Raw genomic sequence first — 19,192 nt, 5'->3', positions numbered from 1 at the left:
GGGCGTCTATCTGGAACAGGGATATCTGAAGCCGGACAATAATGCGGCGGAAAATGCGATCCGGCCTTTTGTGGTGGGCCGGAAGAATTGGCTTTTTGCGGGATCGCCCCGGGGAGCGGAGGCCAGCGCGTTGTTCTTCAGCCTGATCGAGACGGCCAAGGCCAACGGCCTGGAGCCCTTCGCCTACCTGAAGGTTTTATTTGAAAGACTCCCCCTGGCGACTTGCCGGGAAGACTACCAAGCCCTCCTGCCAACCCCGGATTTTAACCTCTCCAACGATTGATTCTTATCCCTGCCGGGTACTTCTTTGGACGCTTACTTTTCAACTATTGCTTGTATCTGACTCAAAATTTTCGAGAACTCTTTATTGTGCTTATTGAAAATAATTAAGGCTGTCTTACAGTCTCTCCAGGTCAGATATCCTAATAATTGATCAATGGCTTCTAAAAATTCCTTTTCACCACGCCAAATTTTGCATTCGGCGATAAAAGCAGAACGTCCATCGACAGAGAGCAAAATGTCAGTTTTGCCTTTCTTGTTGAAAGCCTCGGCTTTTGCTCCACCTTCGTAAATGGTATTAAGTTGGGCTATAACTATATCACGTAGCTCTTCTTCATTATGAACCCCAAAAGTGTTTGGGGTTTTTTCAAAACTGGTTCCCGCATGCCGGATCAAATTTAACATAGCTTCGTAGTCTGCATCACAAATACCTGGTTCGGCGATAAATCCCTTTTTAGGAACAGGAGGAAGGGGCCTAATTATTCGTTTTTGAATTGGAACGCGCTCAAAATTTGGGGTCCCGTCTTTTCTCTTTATAGGTAAATCTAAAAACTTAACTATACTCGCTTCTTTTTCTATGCGTTTCTCTCTTGCCAAAACAACTTGTCGAGCTATTCCCGGCAAGGAGGCATTATAATCGCGCACTTGATTTCCCGAAATCTCAAGGTACTGCTTAATAGAATCAAGATTTTTATTTAGCTCGTTTTTCAGGTTGGAAGGATCGCTATCAATTGTAACATCGTATGCTATGAGCAGCTTCCCAAAATTATGCCCGGGCGTGATAAGAATTCTTCCATGAGGATTGATTGAAAGATATATATTAGGGTTTAGGGTCCAAAGTCTGGGGTCGCCTGAAAATGGCAGCTCTATCTCAATGGTCACTCCCTTAACCCACATTGGGCTTTTTCCCCTCATAGATGCTGCAACCCTATTTCGGTCGCCCGATACATCAATATTGCGTTCCACCGGTTCCTTTTGTTCCATTCTATCTTCATAGATTGTTAATGGCTCAATAGTGAATTTTTCAGAGTAATGAGAAATCAAAGTTGATTGCGGGGTATTTAAGAATTGGTCTTTAGGCATATTATCAATTTCTATGGGCATTGCTGCCGTCATACTTCGCAAATGACTGTCTAAGTCGTAGCATGAATCAAAAAGTCTATTATCCGCATGAGCTATCATGTTCAAATTCCCCCCATTGCCTCTCACTTCGCCTAATCGCCGGTGATCAGTTCGGCTTGTTCAATGGTGGTCAAGATGGCCTTTTCCTATTTGTCCGACGGATAACCGTGCTTGCGGAGAATCCGTTTAACCATCATCCGAAGATTGGCTTGCAAGCCATGCTTTCAAGTTAATTCAGCGAACTCTCTTAAGAACTCTAAGCAATCAACCTGCATAGGTGACAGCTGCAACACAGGGACGTCTCCCCGGCCATATTTGCTTCCCTCAGGGCGGTAACCAAGTAATTTGCCAACTTCTCTTCTTTCTTGATGAAGAAGGCCATAACCTGTTCCCGCTTTCCATACGCTCGAGTCGGGAATTTTAAGCCTCTTACAATTAGTCGGATCATATCCAAAACCTAGAAAGTAAATTTGGTTGGCCTCATTCATTAATCGTTGGGCTTTAATGAATTCCGGAATATCGTCGGCATTTTCAACTTCATGAATGATTTTGATTGCTCTGGCGGATGTTTGAAACTCTTCGCGTTTTCTCTCTATGTCGATTCCTGAAGCATACGCTCTGCCCGCTTTCTTGTCCTGCCAAGGAAGTAGGCCTAATTGCCCGTGAACATGAATTATAGGGATTTTGTCTAATTGCTCGGCACAATCATTTTCTCCTTTGCCATAGTCTGCCTGCAGAGCCGAAAATAAAAAATGCTCTAAAGACCGGTCATAGTTTAAGGTTACAAATGAAATCTGATTATCTCCGAATTCTTCAAATTTTGAGTTCATTTTATTGTACAAATATTGAAACCAATTTCCCATCTTGAGATTTCTCGCAGTTGCCGACAATGGTTCAGCTTTTTCATTCGGTATCAGCACACTAGCGATAAAGTGTTTTCCGATATCTATAAACTCGGGTCTATGTTCCAAAAACGCATCAATAGAGGATCGTCCCGTCTCACCTAATGCCTTGGCAAACCGCTTGATATCACCTTCAATATGCCCATAATGTGATAATTCATTGATGACTTTGTGGGCAAACGAATCTGGGGCATTGAGAATTTTTTGGATTTCGCGCAGCAAAGTTTCGCCGGAAGGATATCCGTAATGCATGCTGGCTCCAGCCCCGAGGACAAAGACTGTTTTTTTTGTTATCATCCCTTTACCCCTTTTGTAATCCTTTGCCCAGTCGCCGTGATTCATCCAGCATGTTTGACAGAATCCTTTAGTCTTTAAGACTTGAACAAATCTTTAGATATTGCGTTTCCTATCTCTATCATAAGTTCAAGAACTATATTGGATAATTATGCGCTATAATATAGAAATTAAATAAAAATAAATCCAGTTAAAAGTTTTAAATATGGATCAAAAAATGAACCTATTTCATGTATCTATGAAAACAAAAAAGCAGGGGCTCAGATTTCGAGCCCCTGCTTTCTCACATCAAATAGAATTTTCTTAAGAATTTAGATATTCCGCCCTGCATCGAAGCCGTTATGGACGGCGTCGAAGGCCAGGGCTATGCCGTTGGCGTCGCCGATCACCTGGAAGTCGATTCCCTTGGCTTTCAGGGCTTCGGCAAGGACGTTGACCGGCTTGGCGCCTGCGGCCAGAACCACGGTGTCCGCCGGGATGGTGTATACTTCCTCGCCGGTTTGCACTTTGATTTCCGTGGGGGTGATTTCCAGGGCCTTGGTTCCGGTGCTGATGGCAATGCGTTGCCTGCCCATGTCCTGATGCATGACCCACTTGGTGCTTTTGCCGATGCCCGCGCCGATTTTATCCAGCATTTCGATCAGGGTGACGTCCACGGTTCCCTGGGTGGCCAGCTTGTACAGGGTTTCAGGAGTTTCCGCCTGGTTCACCAGCAGGAACTTGATGGCGTCGCCGGACAGCGTGCCGATTTCGGAAAGATGCATGGCGGTTTCCACGCCCACGGCGCCGCCGCCGATGACAACCACTTTTTTGCCCACAGAGACTTTGTCCAAGAGCACGTCCCACGCCTGGACCACGTGGGGCTGATCCACGCCGGGGATGGGCGGGGTAATGGGCTCGGCGCCCGTGGCCAGAAGCACGACGTCCGGTTTTTCCTGATCGATAAGGGCTTCGTCAACGGCGGTGTTCAGCTTGACGTCCACCTTGGCGAGCTTCAACTGAGTGGTGAGGTCCTTGGCCAGCTCCACGAATTCCTCGCGGCCGTGGGGAGCGCCGGCCAGATAAAGCTGTCCGCCCAGCTTGCCGCTTTTTTCGTACAGGGTCACGTCGTGGCCTTTTTCCTTGGCGGCCAGGGCGGCGGTCATGCCGGCCGGTCCTCCGCCAATGATCATGACCTTTTTGGGGGAGGCTGTTTTTTCGATGGCCTTGGAGCTTTCGTAGCCGGCCTTGGGGTTGCACATGCACTTGACGTGCTGCAGTTGGAACAGGCTGTCAAAGCAGCCCTGGCAGCAGGCGATGCATTGGACGATTTCGTTTTCCCGGCCTGTGCGGGCTTTTTCCGGCATGTAGGGATCGGCGATGAGGGCGCGGCCGAAAGCGACCATATCACAAAAGCCGTCCCGGATGATTTGCCGGGCCACTTCGGGAGAATGGATGCGGTGGCTGGCGATGACCGGAACGTCCACCACGTCTTTGACGTTCTTGGCCAGGTAGGCGTAGGTTCCGCGAGGCACGTTGGTCGTCATCTGGGGCACCCTGGCTTCGTGCCAGTTGCCCTTGACGCACAGGGCGTCCACGCCGCATTCTTCAGCCAGGATTCGGGCGTATTCGGTCAGCTCGTCGGCGCGCTGGCCGCCTTCCATGAAGTCGTTGTTGTCCAGGCGGACCATGACCGGATAGTCCGGGCCGACCTTCTCGCGGATGGCCTTCATGATTTCCACGCCGAAGCGGATGCGGTTTTCAAAAGATCCGCCGTACTCGTCGTCGCGGGCGTTGGTGACCGGAGAAAGGAATTCGCTGATGAGGTATCCGGTGCCGCTCAATACTTCCACGGCGTCGTATCCGCATTTTTTCACCCGCTCGGCGGACTCGGCGAAATCCGCGATGGTCTGTTTGATGCCGTCAAGATCCAGGGCTTCCGGGGTTTCCCGGGTCATCCGGGAAGGGATGGCCGAAGGCGCCACGGGCATTTTGCCGTTCATCATAAAGGAATGGGAATAACGGCCCGCGTGGTTCAACTGGACCACGGATCTTGCGCCGCCTTCTTGAATCGCTTTGGAAAGCCGCGTGAGGCCGGGCATGAATTCGTCCTTATGGGCGCCGATGTACATGCTGTTTCCGGCGACTTCGTTCACCGTGGCGTTGCCCACGGCGATCATGCCGGCGCCGCCCTTGGCGCGTTCCGCGTAAAAATCCACAATCTGGTCCGTCACCAAAAAGTCCACGGCCATGTTCAAATGCATGGCGGGCAGATAAATTCTGTTTTTGACTTCCATCTGGTTGATTTTGATGGGCTGAAACAAGGGATCCATGATTTTCTCCTCCTGACGGCTTGTTTTTATTCTGATCGTTCAAGGGGACGCCCCCTGAAAACCTTTCTTTGACGGTATATTTTTACAGCTTGACGGAGCAAATCAAAAGAGGCTATTTTGACTTTAACCATGCCAAATCAGACATGGACGCAAGGAGAAGAAAATATGCCGCACATCACATTGCTTGCCTATGAACATTGCGCCGCTTCCGCCATTTACGGATGCATAGACGCTTTTGGGATTTCCAACCGGTGGTACGCCCAGCTTAATGGGGATGGAAAGAACGAACCGCCGTTGTTTCAATGGGACATCGTATCGCTCGACGGCGGGCAGGTGGAAGCGGACGGCAGGGTGATCGTCACGCCCCACGCCTCCATCCACGATATCGAGAAGACGGATTTCATCCTGGTTCCCGGCTTTCTTCCTCCCATACGGTTTATTGGCGCCGCGCCCCGGGAGTTGGCGGACTGGCTTCGCAAGCATCATGAAAAGCATGTGATGATCGGCTCCACCTGCACGGGAACCTTTTTATTGGCTGAGACCGGCATTTTGGACGGCAAGGTGGCCACGACCAACCTTAAGTTCTCGCGCTATTTCAAACGGCTGTATCCCAAGGTCAAGCTCAGGCCCGAACGGATATTGACCGAGGACGGGGGCGTGCTTTGCTCGGGCGCCACCACGTCGTTCTGGGATCTGTGCATCTATCTGATTGAAAAATTCGGTTATGAGGAATTGGCGGACGTATGCTCCAAGGCCTTGTTGATGGAGCCCCGCAACAGCCAGTCGCCGTATTCCATTTTTGAATTTCAGAAGGATCATACGGACGAGGTGATCAAGGAAGCCCAGAGCTATTTGGAGGAAAAATTCACCTCGCGGATTTCCGTGGAAGCCCTGGCCTGCGACATGGGCGTGAGCCCCCGGCATTTTGTGCGGCGCTTCAAGCAGGCCACGGGGGACTCGCCATTGATTTACCTGCAGAGGGTGCGCATTGAGGCGGCCAAGCATCAATTGGAAAAGACGGCCCAATCCATCGAGGAGATCACCCAGCAGGTGGGATACGAAGATCCCAACTCCTTCCGCAAGCTGTTCAAGAAAACCACCGGCCTCTCCCCCAGGGAATACCGCAACCGCTTCACCCGGCTGTTAAAGCCGGTGCCCATGAGATAGCTTTTTGAGATTGCTTCGCCTCCCCATGCTGAGAGAGCGGTCCGCCTATGGCGGAAAGAGAACCATGCCGGAAAAATTCTCATCCTGACTGTATCGTTAGTTTGAGGTTTTCGCTTCATCCAGCACGTTTCTGATCAATTTAGCCATTTCGGATTTGATGATCGGTTTCATGAGCAGCCCTTTGATTCCCGCTGCTTTTGCGTTTTCCCCGTTGATCTTTTCACTGAAGCCTGTACAAATGATAACAGGCATATCGGGCCTTATGGATCTCATTTTTATGGAAAGCAGGTCGCCGGTCATGCCGGGCATAGTCATGTCGGAAAGCACTAAATCAAAATCTTGGGGATTTGCTTCAAAGACTCTTAACGCCTCTGTGCTGCTGGTGCACGCTGTGACATGATAGCCAAGGCGTTCAATCATTTGTTTTTCAAGTTTGGCGACAGCTTCTTCATCATCCACCAGCAGAATTCGTTCATTGCCTTTCGGGTCGCTTTGTGTCAGTGGAGCAGGACCTTCAGATACGCTTTTTTCCATGATTGGCAAATGGATAGTGAAGGCGGTTCCGGATCCCAGTTCACTTTCCACACTGATGTCGCCCTTGTGCTCCTTAATGATCCCATAGGCTACGGCAAGTCCAAGGCCAGTGCCTTTACCCAGTTCCTTGGTGGTGAAGTAAGGCTCAAAAATTTTATCCAGGATGGCTGGATTGATTCCTTCGCCGTTATCGGAAATGACTAATACGGCGTAACGTCCCGGGCCAAGCGGTTTGCTGCCTATTTCTTCCGCGCTTAGTTTGGTTTCCTTAAGTTGCACAAAAATTTCGCCGCCGGTTTTCTCTACGGCGTGATAGGCGTTGGTGATGAAGTTCATGACCAGTTGATGTATTTGCGTGGGGTCAGCAATCACAGGCCCGCAATCACTCATGATATCCTGAGAAATTTGGATGTCCGCCGGGATGGTCGATCTACTTAGTTTAAGGACTTCCCGGAGTATTTTTTGGACCAGAACCGGGATTTTTTTATGCTCGGATTGACGGCTGAAGGCAAGAATCTGATTTACAAGGTCGGTTGCCCGTTTTCCCGCCGTAAATATTTCCTGCGCGTTTTCATATTCAAGACTGCCTGGCGGCAAATCTTCCAATAGAATCTCGGACATGCCGACGATTGGGGAGAGCAGGTTGTTAAAATCATGGGCGATTCCCCCTGCCAGGTTGCCGATGGATTCCATTTTTTGGGCTCTTTGGAGTTGGGTAATCAAAGACTCCCTTTCTTTTTCCATGCGTCTGCGTTGGATCTGCTCCCATGCGCTGCCTATCAACAGCTCAAATTGACGAAGATCGCTTTCAGTATAGGGATTCACCTTATTGGCCACAGCCGCGAGCATCACAATACGACCGCTGTCGAACACAGGAACAGATAAAAAGCGGGAAATGGCTACATGTCCTTCCGGACAGCCTTTCTTGGCGGGATGGGGCTTATTATAATCATTAATGATAATCGCTTTTCGATTCCGGACAGGCTCCCCCCAAACGCCTGCCTCGGCAATGGAAAAAGTGATGGGTTTGTGCTGGATTGTGCATTGTTCCATGGCGGAAGAAGACCATGCGTGGATGTGCATGATTTTTTCGTCTTTACTCATAAAGCCTAAAAAACCAATTTCACTATCCAACAAATCAACCATTCTTTCCAGAATGATGTCACATACCTTTTTTTCCGAAATATCCGTCAGATTTTGAATGACATGGATAATTTCCAGACGCCCTTTGTTCAAGCGGTCTTCTTGTTGAGCCGCCTTTCGCTTTGTTATGTCCCGGGAAATTCCAATGACGGACTGAACGCTTCCCTCTTCGTTAAATTCAGGGTTGAGTTGCATTTCCAGGGAGACCCAGCCGTTCTCCAGTTCAACGTCAAAATCCACGCAGCGGACTTCCCCCGTCAAAAAAACCTCATCGATGCTGTTTTCCCATAATTCGCACAAGTGCTTGGGGAAACCCATTTCGCGGTGGGTTTTGCCCAGATATTGCTCCGGAGTCAGTCCTGTCGCCTCTATCGCTTCGCGGTTCGCAAAAATATGGCGATGGCTTCTGTCATAGCGCATAATATAATCGCCGGAATTTTCCACAATGGCATTGTACTGGGACTCTCTTTGACGGAGTTCATTTTCCGCCTGTTTGCGCATGGTAATATCACGAGCGGTTCCCTGAAATTTCGACACCTGGCCGTTCTCGTCATGAAGCACTTTGCCGTGTATTTCCACTTGAACGGGTTCGCCGTTTTTTTTAAGCCACTCAGCTTCAAAAATAACGCCGGGGCCTTCCGGCCCTTTGGCCGCCTCCTCCGCGAACACCTGTTTAATGAATTCCAAGTTTGCGGCGTCGCAATGATCGGACAACGGGGTGTTTATCCATTTTTCCGCGGTGTACCCTGTCAGTTCTATAATCGCGGGGTTGATATAGGTGAATTCAAGTTTTGGATTTAAGGTCCAGATTACATCCAGCGTGTTGTCCGCCAGCAGTCTGTATTGTTCTTCACTCTTTTGGAGTTCGGCGGTTCTGGCTGCAACCTGTTTGCGTAATGACCAGGACCACAGGAAAAAAGCCAGCAAGAGCAAAAGCAGGGGGATGGCGACTATGGCGACATAGCGAATGATGGCGGTGAGATTGGTGTGGGATTCCTCATACAATCCAAGCCACTTATTGCGTATGCGGCGATATTCGCCAGTTTCTTCTATAATTTTAAGGCCTTCGCTAAACTGTGCAAGGAGGGCTTTGTGACCATTGGGGACGGCATAGCAGTATTCTGTTGTCAGAATTGGTTGACGGCCCAGTTCCAGATTCGTCCAATTATTTTTATTGATCAGGTATAGGGTGGTTACTCTGGCGGAAAGTGCGCAATCGTAAATTCCATTGGAGACGCCCCTCAAAACATCTTCCTGGGTGTCTTTGAGCGAGATATTGTCCTTGAGTCCATGTTTTACGGCATAGCTGTAAATCATGTCGCCCTTTTGAACGACAATGCTTTTGCCCGTCAACTCCTCCATGCTCAGGGGAGGAGGGCCTTCTCCCTTGCGGGTTATCGAGACATAATGATTCAGAGTATGGGGAGGCGTAAAGTCGAATTTCAAATCACGCTCCGGACTATAAAACATGCCTTCCAAAGCGTCTATAGCGCCATTTTCAAGATCTTCCACGGCCTTTGACCAGGGCCCCAGGCGGATATCAATGTTCAACCCCATTTCCCGGGCGATGGCCCGTGTGAGATCAACATTCATGCCGGCTGGAAGGTTGTTTTCGTTTAAAAACTCATAGGGCGGGTAATTGTAATCCCCTCCAATGATTATGCGTCGATTAGTAGGCAGCTGCAAAGCGGCGAACCATTTGGCGTGCAGATGGCGATAGGTCCCATCCGCCATCACCAGGGAGAGGCCTTCGTTCAGGAGAGCCAGGGTGTCCCGATCCCCCTCTTTGACCGCAAAGCAAAAATCCTGGCGAAAACCTTCGATGGGCTTATTGATGATTTTCAAATTGGTAAGCCGGGCTTCCTGGATGAGCCGCAGGGCGACCAGTCTTTGAATGACGACCGCATCATACCTGCCTTGGGAAAGCTCAGCCAAAGCCTGTTCAAAAGTGTCGGTCGTATGGATGATCGCGCCGGGGTCTTCCCGCCTTAAAAACTCCTCGGCGTTGTCGCTTTTCATGACAGCGACCTCACGCCCTTTCAAATCTTCCAGATCGCGGATGCCGGCCTCGCCCTCTCGAACAACAATGGCTCCATGAATGGACATGTAAGGGAAGGTAAAATCAAAAGCCGCTTCCCTTTCCGGGGTTCGTCCAACCAGGGGAAGAGCCTGTACTTCGCCCTGTTCCAGCCAGCCCTTCACTTGCGGCCAGAGCCCGGTGCGAAATGTGACTTCCCGTCCCATGGACTTAAGCGCTGCACGCATAAGTTCCACGGAAAAACCTATTGCCTGCCCATTCTTATCGATTGCGCTAAAAGGAGGATAGTCAATTTCCGCCGCGGATCTTAAAACCTGCTGGTTGCTGAAGGCGTTTTCTTTTGCAAGGGCGAAATTGCCTCCCAGGAAGACGATAGTGAGACAGATTATGGTTAGTGCGTACGGAAAGTAGCAATACCTGTAAGAATGCATGCGGTAGGAAGTCATGATCGTCATTTCACTTAATATTCAAGCAGCCGGTTATCTGGGCCTCATCAACTCCATGGGTTGAACAAAACAGTATTCCCATTGTAAAATCAGGCCGTGATAATGAACGGAATCGAAAAGTGGTAAAGCAACTATTGTGCCAAATACCTTGCGCGATAGGATGCCGGCAGACTGTGCGAGCCTGGCAACTTCCATCCCGGTCAATTTGCATCAAAGCCGGGATGGATTCTCGTCTCAAACATGGCTATCTCGGTACAGTTGCGGCAAAGCCATCATTTCCATTTTTATTAGGATACCTTGCATCGCCGGCGCAAGGCAAGTTTTTCATGGAGAGTCTCAGACTAAGGGGGCGTTTGGACCCTGCCTCCCACAACCTCATCGCCGGTTTGCCTGGAACGCGATATTGGCATATCCGCACTGAACTGGTTTGGCCGCTTCATGTATCCGGAAATGGAAAGGAAGGCGTTGAATAGCGCTTCCCGGGGAACGGGGGACTCAAACGTTTGTCTTTCAGGACAAGGTGTAGTATCTGCCATAGAATCCCAATGCGGCATTTGGCATGTTTCAAAGATCATGGAGGCTGATGAATGGGCATTGCAGCGGACATTGTTGTGATTGTAGTGACGGCTCTGGCAGGCGGGTTGATTGCGCAAAGGCTTAAACAGCCGCTGATTTTGGGCTATATCCTGGCCGGGGTTCTGGTGGGGCCTTATACCTGGGGCCGGATCAGTCCGGAGGAAATCCACAACATTGAACTGCTTGCGGAAATAGGCGTTGCCCTGCTGCTTTTCGCCCTGGGCCTGGAATTTTCGTTCAAGAAGCTCAAGCCGGTCAGCCGGATTGCGCTTATCGGCACGCCCATACAGATTATATTGATCATTGCCTACGGCTACCTGATAGGCCGTTTTTTCGACTGGGAGCCGGTCCACGCATTGTGGCTTGGGGGCCTGGCCTCGCTGTCCAGCACCATGGTTTTGTTGAAAACCCTGGAAAGCCAGGGGTGGATGGGCACCTTGTCCAGCCGGGTCATGATCGGCATGCTCATCGTGCAGGATTTGGCTGTTGTGCCCTTGATGATCATCCTGCCCCAGATGAGCAACCCCAAAGCCGGCCTTCCCATTCTGGGCGTGGCGGCCGTCAAGGCGGTGCTGTTTTTGGGGGCCATGATTTTGGTGGGCGTCCGGCTTTTGCCTTGGGTCATGAAAAGGGTGGCCGGGTGGAACTCCCGGGAGTTGTTCCTGCTATCCATCACGGCCATCGGCCTGGGGGTGGGATACGGCACCTATCTTGTGGGCCTTTCCTTTGCTTTCGGCGCTTTTGTGGCCGGGATGGTGCTTAGCGAATCTGACTTTGGGTACCAGGCCTTGAGCGACATCGTCCCGCTGCGGGACCTTTTCGGACTGTTGTTTTTCGCGTCCGTGGGCATGCTGCTGGACCTGAATTTTCTGGCGGCCAACCTGAAAAACATCCTGATGCTGGCGGCTTTGATCAGTATAGGAAAGTTCCTGGTTTTTTACTCGCTGTCCCATGCCTTTGGCTACGGCAACGTGGTTCCGCTTGCCGTGGGCTTCGGCCTGTTTCAAATGGGCGAGTTCGGCTTTGTCCTGGCCAGAACCGGCGTGGCCGCCCAGGCCATAGATAAGAATCTATACTCCCTGTTTTTAAGCGTGGCCATTGTAACCATGATTTTGACGCCCGTCGTCTCCCGTTTGACCGTCCCTCTGTACAGCCTGCAGAAGCGCCTGCGAAAAGACGCCCCCATGGAAACCATTCAAATTTCCGAAGAAAATATGGAAAACCATGTAATCATAGTCGGCGGCGGCAGGACCGGCCAATACGTGGGGCGCGTTCTGCAGCGTATGGACGAGGCCTTCTTAATGGTCGAGCAGGATTTCAGGCAGGTGGAAAAGGTCAAAGAGTTGGGAATGCCGGTTTTGTACGGAGACGCCTCCCAGGAAGTCGTTTTGGAAGGGGCGATGGTGGACAAGGCCAGGCTGGTGTTGATAACCACTCCGGCTCTGGTGACTTCTCAAACCGTTTTACGTCTCGCCAGGCATGCCAACCCGGATATCCGCGTCATTGCCATGGCCGACTCCATGGAGCACATGAAATTGCTCAGAGAAGCCGGGACTTGCGACGTGATCATGCCCAAGTATGAAGCAGGGTTGGAATTCGCTCGCCAGGCCTTGATGGATTTGCACATTCCGGCCACGGAAATCCAGCGGTTCACCAACGCAGTGCGGCTGGATCTGTATGAGTCGCTTCTCAGCCAGCAGGTGGAATACTCCACCCTGGACCACCTGCAACGGGCCACGGATCAACTGGAGCTTGTCTGGGTTGAAATTCCCGAGAACAGCTTCATGAAAGGAAAAAGCCTGCTGGAGCTCCGGATTCGCACATCAACCGGCGCGTCCGTGGTAGGAGTCGTTCGCAAGGGAATACTTTATCCAAACCCGGAAGGGCGGCTGGCGTTTCAGCCGGGCGACATGGTCGCCATCATCGGCAATGGGGAGCAGGCCGCAGCCTTTAAGGAAATGGCTGCACCGGAAAAAGCCGTTGCATAATGGCCTGTTTAATAAATGCTTATTGCTTTTGTGAAAAGATCTCTTTGAAAGATTTCGGCGGCGCTCCGTAAATCATATTAAAATCCCGGTAAAACGAGGAAAGGGACTCATACCCGCATTCCAGGGCGATTTCCGTGATGGCTTTTTCAGGCCCGCATAAAGCCAGGGACGCCATGAGGACCCTGTACAGCCTTAGGTACTCGAACAGGGTGATCTGCATATCCTCCTTAAACCGCCTTGAAAGATGCCGGCCGGAGTAGGGCAGGGCCTTGGCAAAGTCGTCCATGGACAACGGCCGGAAATAATTCTTTTCCACAAATGCAGCCGCGTCCCGGGCCAAAGGCGTGCCCGCCTCGGGCAAACGCACCAGATTGGCCTGCTTTTCCATGTCTTCGGGCAGCGTTTTTAGAAATAAATCCAAACACTCCCGGTTCAGATTGCGGAAAAGATCCTGCGCGCCCCATATCTTCAGCCTGTCAAACAACGCCGAATTCAAGGGGCTTATAAAAAACAAGCGAATTTCCTGCTCCAAATCCGGAAGCAGATCCTTTTTCAAATAGATGGATTTAAAGCTAGCCGATTGTCCCAACACCACGGACCGGTGGGCCAGGCCCGCGGGAATCACCGCCGTCAAGGGCCCGAACATGGGCTGCCTGCGGTTTTCATCCACCAGCAAGGCTACGCCGCTCCGGATTCTCAAAACCTGGTGATGATTGTGGCTGTGCAGGTCCTCGCTGGAATATTCGGCCATGACCCCAGCCATGGTGCGCGCGTCCAGGCCGTGGGGGATTAAGTCTATTTGCTGGGCTTTTCTGGGAGTGTTGTTCATAATTATGTCCATAATTCGGAATAAAATGACTTTTTTTCTGATGAAGGTCAAGCAGTTTTTGCGTATCATCCGTGACGTAAACTGACATGGAAGCCCAACCAAAGGAGATGATATGAAAAAACGGCAATTGGGGGCAAACGGCCCCGAGGTTTCGGCAATGGGCCTGGGATGCATGGCCATGAGCGAGTTCTATGGGCCTTCGGACGACGAGGCGTCGAGAAAAGTGCTGCTGGCAGCCTTGGAAATGGGGGTGACCATGCTGGATACGGCGGATCAGTACGGGTTCGGGCATAATGAGGAATTGATCGGCAAGACGCTCAAAGAGTGGCGCGGGGAGGTTTTTGCGGCCTCCAAGTTCGGCATTGTGCGCAAGCCGGGGGAATACGCCAGGACCATCTGCGGCAGGCCGGAGTACGTCCGCCAGGCTTGCGAGGCCAGCTTGAAGAGGCTGGATCGGGATTGCATTGACCTGTATTACGCCCACCGTATAGACGAGACCACGCCCATCGAGGATACCGTGGGCGCCATGGCCGATTTGGTGAAGGAAGGCAAGGTGCGTTATGTCGGCTTGTCCGAGCCCGCGGCCGAGACCTTGAAAAAAGCCCATGCGATGCATCCCATCGCCGCGGTTCAATCCGAGTATTCCCTGTGGACCCGTGAGGTGGAGGAGGAGATGCTGCCTGTCATGCGGGAGTTGGGCGTGGCCCTGGTTCCTTACAGCCCCCTGGGACGGGGCGCGTTGACCGGCAAGCTGGACGCCGCCGGCATATCCAAAGAAGGGGATTTGCGGCCTTTTCTGCCCCGGTTTTCGGAGGAAAATTTTCAAGCCAACATGGAGCGAACCCAGGTGTTGCTGGACCTGGCCGCCTCCAAGGGCGTCACCCCGGCCCAGGCCGCCCTGGCCTGGATACTGGCTCAAGGGGAGGATATCGTCCCCATTCCAGGAACAAGGCGTTTGAAATACCTCCGGGAGAACCTGGGCGCCCTGGACGTCGTCCTGACCCGGGATGAAATGGAAGCACTGGATCAGGCTTTCGCGCCAGGAAGCATCCGGGGGGAGCGCTACACCGCCGAAGGCATGGCAGGCCTTAACAAGTGATCAATCTTTAATCCTCATCCATATAAAAATGGCGCAGTCCGTCCTTTTTGGGGCGGACTGTGATGCATTTCCTATCCTTATCCCCTAATAATGTGGAATAATATACACAACGAAGGGCCTGAAAATGCACAGGCTTCGAAAAAAACCGCCTTTCCCGGGCCTATATTAAAATTTCTTTAGGGGGCTGGAAAGGAAGTCTTGGCCTATGTTATGATTTCGTCAATGAATCCCTTGTCGACCAGCACGAACGGCGCGCCGTTCGAAAAAGATTTAGTGAGCGCCTTAGGGTGACCATGAAAAAGCTCTTATTCCTCTTGATTTTCGCCGGGCTTGGAGCCGCCGCATATTACGGCCTTCAGGCGTCCGGATACACGGTAACGATTTCCCGCCCTCCGATGACTCGGAGTCTTTCCGCGAGCCTCGCCCAGGCGGAGGCGCCGGAAAGCCAGACGCGGAAAAGCGAGGCGGCGCCCCCCCCATCCCAGGACATTGACATCCAAGACGAGGATCCTGACGAAGACAAATGGATTGTGGAGGAAGAAAGCCAGGACCTGGAGTTTCCCTCCGTGGCGGACGAGTACATCGTTTACGACGATGAACAAAGTCTTGACGGGAGTGAGGACGAAATCCCGGAAGAGGCCGGAGCTCCAAGCATGGCGTCGGCTGCGTCCATGGTGCAGGTGGACATAAACGAGCCGGTGGACGAATTTCCTTTATCCCCCCCGGGCGACGAGACAGTCCCTTCCCTGTTGGATTCGTTGAGAGTCACAGGCCCATTGTATTTTTGCGGGGAGCAGGTTCCTTTGGACAACCCCGAGGTAAGGGAGCGCCTGGAAAAGGAGTTGATGCTTTCCTTGTGGGACCGGCCCCAGGTGCTGCTTTGGATCAAACGCTCCACACGGTACATGCCTATTATCGACTCCAAGCTGAAAGCGGCCGGCATGCCGCGGGATCTGCGATACGTGGCCGTGGCGGAAAGCGCCCTGAGGCCCCATGCGGGCTCCCCCAAAGGCGCCATGGGGTTCTGGCAGTTCATAAAAGGGACGGGCAAGCGCTACGGCCTGGAAATCAACAGGGACGTGGACGACCGCCGGGAAATCAGGCGATCCACGGACGCCGCCATTTTGTATTTCAAGGAGTTGTATAAGCGGTTCGGTTCATGGACTTTGGCGGCGGCCGCCTATAACATGGGGGAAGACGGCCTGGAGTCCCAGATTCTGGTCCAGGAGCAGATCAATTATTACCAGTTGTACCTTCCCCTGGAAACCCAGCGGTATATCTTTAGGATTTTATCGGCCAAGCTGCTCATGGAGCACCCGGAAAAATTCGGCTTTCACCTCAAACCCGAGGACTATTACCCTCTGATTGAGGTGGAGAACGTGGAATTCAAGACCGTGGCCAAGGCCCCTCTGACCCTGGCGGCCAAGGCGGCGAACACCTCATTCAAACACATCAAGGACCTCAATCCCCACTTAAGGGGCTACGACCTTTCCGCCGGAGAACATAACATCATGGTTCCCAAAGGCGCTTCGGACGGTTTTAACGAACGCTTTCTGACCCTGTTCTCCAAATGGTTCGAGCAAAAAGCCGGACACATTTACGTGGTCAAGCCCGGAGACTCCCTCACGCGCATCGCCGAAGCCCATGGAATCCCCCTGCCCACCCTGGCCATGTGGAACCGCATCAACCTGAACAAGCCCATCGTCCCCGGCCAGCGCCTGGTGGTTTATAAGAGAACTGACAAGTAGGCTCCAACCTGCGCCGCCCAAGAATAGAGGCATGGACGCCGAAAGGCCTGCCCCCATGAAATCCGGATGCAGCTTCAAGGCTGTTCTTTTTGGGTTTTGCAATCTTAACCTAACCTAACCTACAGCTTAATGGATGCTGTGTTGCCGGTGGACATGTCCTTGCGCGCAGCGCCATTGAAAAGTTTTTGTCTTGCTTTTTTCAAAAAGTAAGCCGCCGGAGGCGCAGTTATTGCTTTCTTTTCAGATTTTTAGGCTTTCGCCGGAGGCGGGGTTATTCTTTGTTTTTTTATTTTGTGATGCTTTTCAGCAGTTGCTTTTTATTGGCTTTTACAAAGGCCTTGAGGTCGTCCTGCCAGGGGGGCATGACGTCTATGCCGAACTCCTTGAGGCGTTTGTTTTCCAGGATGGAATTGAAAGGCCTGCGGGCCGGAGTGGGGTAGTCCCTGGTTTCGCAAGGGGTCAGGTTATGCTTCACGCCCATCAGGGATAGAAAGGTCTCGGCCAGCTCATACCACGTGCAATAGCCCTGGTCCGTGGCGTGGAAGGTTCCCGTCGCTCCCGACTCGATCAACACTTTGATTTGTTTCGCCAGCGAATAGGTCCAGGTGGGGGAGCCGAACTGGTCGTTCACCACCTTGCGGAGGAAGGAGGGGTTTTCCTTGCTGAGCCTGAGCATGGTTTTCAGAAAATTCGGGCCTGCAGCGCCGTATAACCAGGCCGTCCTCACAATGGCATGCAGCGGGCACAAGGAGCGCACGGCCTCTTCTCCCGCCAGTTTGCTTTTGCCATACGCGGATAAGGGGTTGGGAGAGTCTTCTTCGGTGTATGGGTGTGGAATGCTGCGGACACCGTCAAAGACGTAATCCGTGGATACGTGAACCAGGAAGCCGCCGCATCTGCGCACGGCTTGCGCAAGGTTTTCAGGTCCGATTGCGTTTACATCCCAGGCGTCCTGGAAATGGGTTTCGCAGGCGTCCACCTTGGTGTAAGCGGCGCAATTGACTATAATATCGGGCCTGATTTCCTTAATCCGGCCCTCCACCTGAGATTTATCACGAATATCCAAAACTTTTGAAGAAAAACCATGTATTTCGTGGGTGGGATATAGAACCCGGACGCACTCAGTTCCCAAGAGCCCCTGATTGCCGGTTATCAGTATCTTAAGATTTTCCATAGTTTATTCTACCCCATCGAAAATCATAGCGCAAGCCGGCCGCGGCGGGCCCACAAACAAAGGGGAAGGGCGGCTTGACAGTCGAGTCTAATCATGGTACGGATTCCGCCGGTTTTGTTGTGAATTCAAACTCTTTTGTCGCCATCCAAAAACTGGACCGGCAAGGTTAATCGGCAAAGCGACCAACTTGTACAACTTCTCCAGGGACGTATTCATTGCACCCGGCGGATTGCGCATCTATTTGGCCCGTTGCTTCCATTGCCTGAATATGTCCATTGTTAGGAGAATTGTCCATGAGTAAAATATCTGCAGATCATGTTTTTACCTCAGAATCGGTAAGCGAGGGACATCCTGATAAAATTTGCGATCAGATTTCCGATGCAATCCTCGACGCCTGCTTGTTAAAAGACCCCAGAAGCCGGGTGGCCTGCGAAACCATGGCCGCACACGATTCCATCATTACCGCGGGGGAGATCACCTGCGGGGCATGGGATGAAATCGACACGGAAGCCATCGCCCGTGAGGTTGTGCGGGGAATCGGCTACAATCGCGAGGAGTTGCTTTTTTGGGATGGGGCTTTTCATTACAGCACCCATATTCATGGGCAGTCCCCGGATATTTCCCAGGGCGTGACCGAAGGCGAAGGGCTTTTTGCCGAACAGGGCGCCGGGGACCAGGGCATGATGTTCGGCTACGCCACCAACGAAACGCCGGAGCTTATGCCTACGCCCATTGCCTTTTCCCACAGGATTTTGCGCCATCTGGAAAAGGTCAGGAAATCCGGCAAGCTGGCTTATTTAAGGCCGGATTCCAAGTCTCAGGTGTCGGTCAAATACAAAGACGGCAAGCCGGAGTACATCACCAGCGTCGTGGTTTCGCATCAGACCGACGACGTGTCCCTGGATCAGATCCGGGAGGACATTGTGAAGGAAGTGCAGGAGCTGCTGGAACCCACAGGCCTGCTGCGTCCCGACACCTTGTATTACATCAACCCCACCGGCAAGTTTACCTTGGGAGGCCCCTGGGCCGACGCAGGGCTGACCGGCCGGAAGATTATCGTGGACACTTACGGCGGCGTAGGCAGCCATGGAGGCGGCGCCTTTTCCGGCAAGGATCCCTCCAAGGTGGACCGTTCCGCAGCCTATTACTCCCGTTACGCCGCAAAAAACATTGTGGCCGCGGGCCTGGCCGACAAATGCGAAATTCAAGTGGCTTACGCCATTGGCGTGGCCAAGCCCATGAGCATTAATGTGGACACCTACGGCACCGGCAAGGTTTCCCAGGACAAGCTTCAGGCCGTCCTGGAATCCGGGGAGATTTTCGATTTCCGGCCCGCCGGAATCATCAAGGATCTGGATTTGCTCCATCCCAACGGATGGTCTTATCAGAGGTCGGCGAGTTACGGGCATTTCGGCCGGGAAATTTTTCCCTGGGAAAAGACCAATAAGGTGCAATCCTTGCAAAATTCGATATAGGTCTTATCTTTTAGGATTAGCTGCGAAACGTGGCATTGCCGAACGGGCGCCGGGTTTCGCTTCCCA

General features: G+C 52.1%; 12 protein-coding genes. 6 read left to right on the top strand and 6 right to left on the bottom strand.

Annotation, left to right across the window (positions count from 1 at the left end; genetic code table 11):
* Positions 1–283: transposase domain-containing protein (locus BUE18_RS21635; protein ID WP_139264771.1), on the top strand; the 283-nt coding region annotated here is incomplete at its 5' end.
* Between the two features lie 32 nt (positions 284–315).
* On the opposite strand, the gene BUE18_RS21630 is transcribed toward BUE18_RS21635, so the two are convergent.
* The 3 genes from BUE18_RS21630 to BUE18_RS21620 form a co-directional block, all read right to left on the bottom strand.
* Positions 316–1,461: a hypothetical protein gene (locus BUE18_RS21630; protein ID WP_073478263.1), complete on the bottom strand. Its 1,146-nt coding sequence runs from the start codon at positions 1,459–1,461 to the stop codon at positions 316–318.
* Positions 1,462–1,625: 164 nt separating this feature from the next.
* Positions 1,626–2,600, bottom strand: a complete 975-nt coding sequence (locus BUE18_RS21625; protein ID WP_170868430.1) for a hypothetical protein — start codon at positions 2,598–2,600, stop codon at positions 1,626–1,628.
* Positions 2,601–2,908: 308 nt separating this feature from the next.
* Positions 2,909–4,909 (bottom strand): oxidoreductase, encoded by a 2,001-nt coding sequence (locus tag BUE18_RS21620; RefSeq protein WP_083611213.1) that lies wholly within the window; start codon positions 4,907–4,909, stop codon positions 2,909–2,911.
* A gap of 165 nt (positions 4,910–5,074) precedes the next feature.
* On the opposite strand from BUE18_RS21620, the gene BUE18_RS21615 reads away from it, so the two are divergent.
* Positions 5,075–6,076: a GlxA family transcriptional regulator gene (locus tag BUE18_RS21615; RefSeq protein ID WP_073478260.1), complete on the top strand. Its 1,002-nt coding sequence runs from the start codon at positions 5,075–5,077 to the stop codon at positions 6,074–6,076.
* Positions 6,077–6,172: 96 nt separating this feature from the next.
* Here BUE18_RS21615 and BUE18_RS28355 read toward each other — a convergent pair whose 3' ends face one another.
* On the bottom strand, positions 6,173–10,222 hold the full coding sequence (locus tag BUE18_RS28355) for a transporter substrate-binding domain-containing protein (RefSeq protein WP_244549363.1): 4,050 nt from the start codon (positions 10,220–10,222) through the stop codon (positions 6,173–6,175).
* Positions 10,223–10,824: 602 nt separating this feature from the next.
* On the opposite strand from BUE18_RS28355, the gene BUE18_RS21605 reads away from it, so the two are divergent.
* Positions 10,825–12,801 carry a monovalent cation:proton antiporter family protein gene (locus tag BUE18_RS21605; RefSeq protein ID WP_073478258.1) on the top strand — a complete coding sequence of 659 codons (1,977 nt, stop codon included), beginning with the start codon at positions 10,825–10,827 and terminating at the stop codon, positions 12,799–12,801.
* A 19-nt stretch (positions 12,802–12,820) separates the two neighbouring features.
* On the opposite strand, the gene BUE18_RS21600 is transcribed toward BUE18_RS21605, so the two are convergent.
* Complete coding sequence (locus BUE18_RS21600; RefSeq protein WP_244549362.1) at positions 12,821–13,630, bottom strand: helix-turn-helix transcriptional regulator; 810 nt, start codon at positions 13,628–13,630, stop codon at positions 12,821–12,823.
* 112 nt (positions 13,631–13,742) lie between these two features.
* Between BUE18_RS21600 and BUE18_RS21595 the strand changes: the two genes are divergently transcribed.
* Entirely contained in the window at positions 13,743–14,729 is a 987-nt protein-coding gene (locus BUE18_RS21595) for an aldo/keto reductase (RefSeq protein WP_073478256.1), read from the top strand.
* A gap of 293 nt (positions 14,730–15,022) precedes the next feature.
* On the top strand, positions 15,023–16,477 hold the full coding sequence (locus BUE18_RS21590; RefSeq protein WP_073478255.1) for a lytic transglycosylase domain-containing protein: 1,455 nt from the start codon (positions 15,023–15,025) through the stop codon (positions 16,475–16,477).
* 286 nt (positions 16,478–16,763) lie between these two features.
* Here BUE18_RS21590 and rfbD read toward each other — a convergent pair whose 3' ends face one another.
* Positions 16,764–17,651 carry a dTDP-4-dehydrorhamnose reductase gene (rfbD, locus tag BUE18_RS21585; RefSeq protein ID WP_073478254.1) on the bottom strand — a complete coding sequence of 296 codons (888 nt, stop codon included), beginning with the start codon at positions 17,649–17,651 and terminating at the stop codon, positions 16,764–16,766.
* Positions 17,652–17,944: 293 nt separating this feature from the next.
* On the opposite strand from rfbD, the gene metK reads away from it, so the two are divergent.
* Entirely contained in the window at positions 17,945–19,126 is a 1,182-nt protein-coding gene (metK, locus tag BUE18_RS21580; protein WP_073478253.1) for a methionine adenosyltransferase, read from the top strand.
* Positions 19,127–19,192: the final 66 nt, after the last annotated feature.

Origin of the sequence: Desulfatibacillum alkenivorans DSM 16219 (assembly GCF_900142135.1) — a bacterium.
Taxonomy (GTDB): Bacteria; Desulfobacterota; Desulfobacteria; order Desulfobacterales; family Desulfatibacillaceae; genus Desulfatibacillum; species Desulfatibacillum alkenivorans.
This window is presented reverse-complemented; position numbering and strand designations above follow the sequence as displayed.